Here is a 2,391-nt window from a genome sequence, read left to right on the forward strand (position 1 = left end):
CAGAGAGATGGAACTTCCCGAAAAAGAGATCCAATTACTGGTTGAGTCGGCAAAACTGCATGACATTGGCAAAGTAGTCACCCCTGATTCGATCTTGCTAAAGCCCGGAAAATTGACCAAGCTTGAATATGAACTGATTAAAGAACACGCTAGGGCAGGATATGAGGTTCTCTCAACCGTCCATTTGTATAAAGAGCTCGCGGATATTATGATAGACCACCATGAGCGCTATGACGGAAGCGGTTATCCCTACGGTAAAAAAGGTGGAGAGATTTCGATGCTGGGGCATATTATGGCGGTTGCCGATTCGTTTGACGCAATGACCACCAACCGTATTTATAAACCCCGAAAAGAGATTGACGAATCACTGATCGAGTTGAATGAGTTGAGCGGTAAATGGTACCATCCGGCCGTCGTCAATGCCGCATCAAAAGTTCTTGCCGATGTTACGATCGATACTTCGATCACTCAGATGGGTTCCAGTGCACTCGAAGAAGAACGGATGAGCTATTTTTTCAAGGATCGGTTGACAAAACTTTACAATGAAGATTATTTTATGATGACGTTTAACGGACGTTCCCGTCATCCGAAACCGGATAAACTTTGGATTATCTCATTGGTCGATTTTCATCATTACAATAAAACACATGGATGGGAAGGGGGAAATGTACTTATTTCCGAGTTTGCAGATTATTTAGTGATGAGGTTGCCGAAACATCTGATTTTCAGAATATGGGGTGATCGATTTGTACTCGCCGATTTTGAAGGGGATATAGAGACTTTGATATCAGAGTCACCACTCTCTTCAGCAGGCGTTGGGACTAAAACAAAAGAGATTGTAAATATTCCCGATAACCTAGAAGAGCTTATGCTCGAAAAAGTGTAACGTTAAAGTACACTCCATTGACTCTCAACCACTACCGTATTGCCACTGTAAATGCGTCCGATAAAGGTATCTCCGATATGATAGGTTGATACCCCTTTAGGGGTACCGCTCATGATGATATCCCCATCTTCAAAACTCATAAAACGTGCTATCTCCTTTACCATTTCTGAGGGTTTGTAGATCATGAGCTCATACGTCGCTTCTTGCACTAAAACGCCGTTGATATGGAGTGTCATCCGAAGCGATTCGAGGGGTACTGTGAGAGGGACAAAATCACCTAAAACGGCAGAGCCGTCAAATCCTTTTGCCCGCTCCCACGGAAGAGCTTTGGATTTAAGATAATTTTGGAGGTCACCTTTGGTGAGATCGAGTCCGAATCCCACCCCCGCTATCGCTCCCTCCATCATTAGAAAACAGATCTCTCCCTCGAAGCGGGTATCCGGCGTTATGAAATGCAAGGTATCGGTGATGGCAGAATTGGGCTTGTTGAAAACGACCATAGAGGAGGGGATTTCATTATTCAGCTCGTAAATATGTTCGACGTAGTTGCGTCCGATACAGATCACTTTGGAGGGGGTTATCAGAGTGTCTTTAAAGAGAAGGGTATTCATCGGTTACCTCTTTCCATATCGGTATCTCATCCTCTTCGGGTCTCCCCATCAGTTCAAGTGAGGGGGTGTAAGTTGCTTTGTACTCCAAACTTTGGCACCCTTTGACGTAATAGCCGAGATAGATCCATTTAAGCCCCAAACGGCGGGCAAATTCGATTTGCTGCAACAGAGTATAGCGTCCGAGAGATTGGCTGTTGTAGTCGGGATCGTAGTAGCAATACAGAGCACTGATCCCCTCTTCTAAAATATCGATGAGATCGACGGCGATAAGTTTTTCCCCTTCGAAATAGAGCACTTCAAATCCAAAATCTCCATGCCCTTGAACAAATGAGGCGTAGTAGTTTTTCGGGTCGTTTTTTGGAGCATCCCAATCGCGGGTATGGTGCTTATATCGATGGTAACGCTCAAAAAGGCTGAGGTGCTCACGTGTGAGGGTCGGTTGACGGATAACGGTGCTAAGATGGGCATTTTTACGTAAGATTCGGCGATCCGATTTTCTCAGCGGATAGCGTTCAACATCAATTTTGAGACTCTCGCATGCGCGGCACTCCTGACAAATGGGACGGAAATACATTGATCCGAACCGTCGCCACCCCCTCAGAATAAGGGCTTCACATTGCTCTTTGGTACACTCTTGTATCACTTTATAATGGATGCTTTGGGTATTACCCGAAATATAGGAGCACGGCTCATGGAGCGCGCACTCTTTGAGAATGGTGTTTGGATTATTCGTCGTCATCTTTGCGGCTAAGGGAGATGAGTACACCTTCGATCATTTCATCGATATCCCCGTCAAGAATAGTGCTGATGTTTGAGTAGGGGATTCCTGAACGGGTGTCTTTGACTTGCTGATAGGGAGCCAAAACATACGAGCGAATTTGATGCCCCCAGCCG

At 45.4% G+C, this 2,391-nt stretch carries 3 protein-coding genes and 1 pseudogene; 1 reads left to right on the plus strand and 3 read right to left on the minus strand.

Features of this window, described 5'->3' with window-relative positions:
- Positions 1 to 886: HD domain-containing phosphohydrolase (locus A2517_RS07535; RefSeq protein WP_294895691.1), on the plus strand; the 886-nt coding region annotated here is incomplete at its 5' end.
- A gap of 2 nt (positions 887 to 888) precedes the next feature.
- Here A2517_RS07535 and A2517_RS07540 read toward each other — a convergent pair.
- The 3 genes and pseudogenes from A2517_RS07540 to prfB all read right to left on the minus strand — a co-directional run.
- The gene (locus A2517_RS07540) at positions 889 to 1,497 is read right to left on the minus strand and encodes a fumarylacetoacetate hydrolase family protein (protein WP_294895693.1); all 609 of its coding nucleotides are present in this window, start codon (positions 1,495 to 1,497) and stop codon (positions 889 to 891) included.
- A complete protein-coding gene (locus A2517_RS07545; protein WP_294895695.1) occupies positions 1,478 to 2,236 on the minus strand; it encodes an arginyltransferase in 759 nt (252 codons plus the stop codon). Before A2517_RS07545 ends, A2517_RS07540 begins: the two co-directional genes overlap by 20 nt.
- Positions 2,223 to 2,391 (minus strand): annotated as a pseudogene (gene prfB, locus A2517_RS07550) (peptide chain release factor 2); the annotation flags it as partial. The pseudogene prfB and the gene A2517_RS07545, both read right to left, overlap by 14 nt.

It is taken from the genome of Sulfuricurvum sp. RIFOXYD12_FULL_44_77 (genome assembly GCF_001830725.1).
GTDB lineage: Bacteria > Campylobacterota > Campylobacteria > Campylobacterales > Sulfurimonadaceae > Sulfuricurvum > Sulfuricurvum kujiense_A.

Bases quoted from the DNA above. Each gene is read 5' to 3' on its own strand.
- A2517_RS07540 (WP_294895693.1), bottom strand. From the start codon at position 1,497: ATGAATACCCTTCTCTTTAAAGACACTCTGATAACCCCCTCCAAAGTG.
- A2517_RS07545 (WP_294895695.1), bottom strand. From the start codon at position 2,236: ATGACGACGAATAATCCAAACACCATTCTCAAAGAGTGCGCGCTCCAT.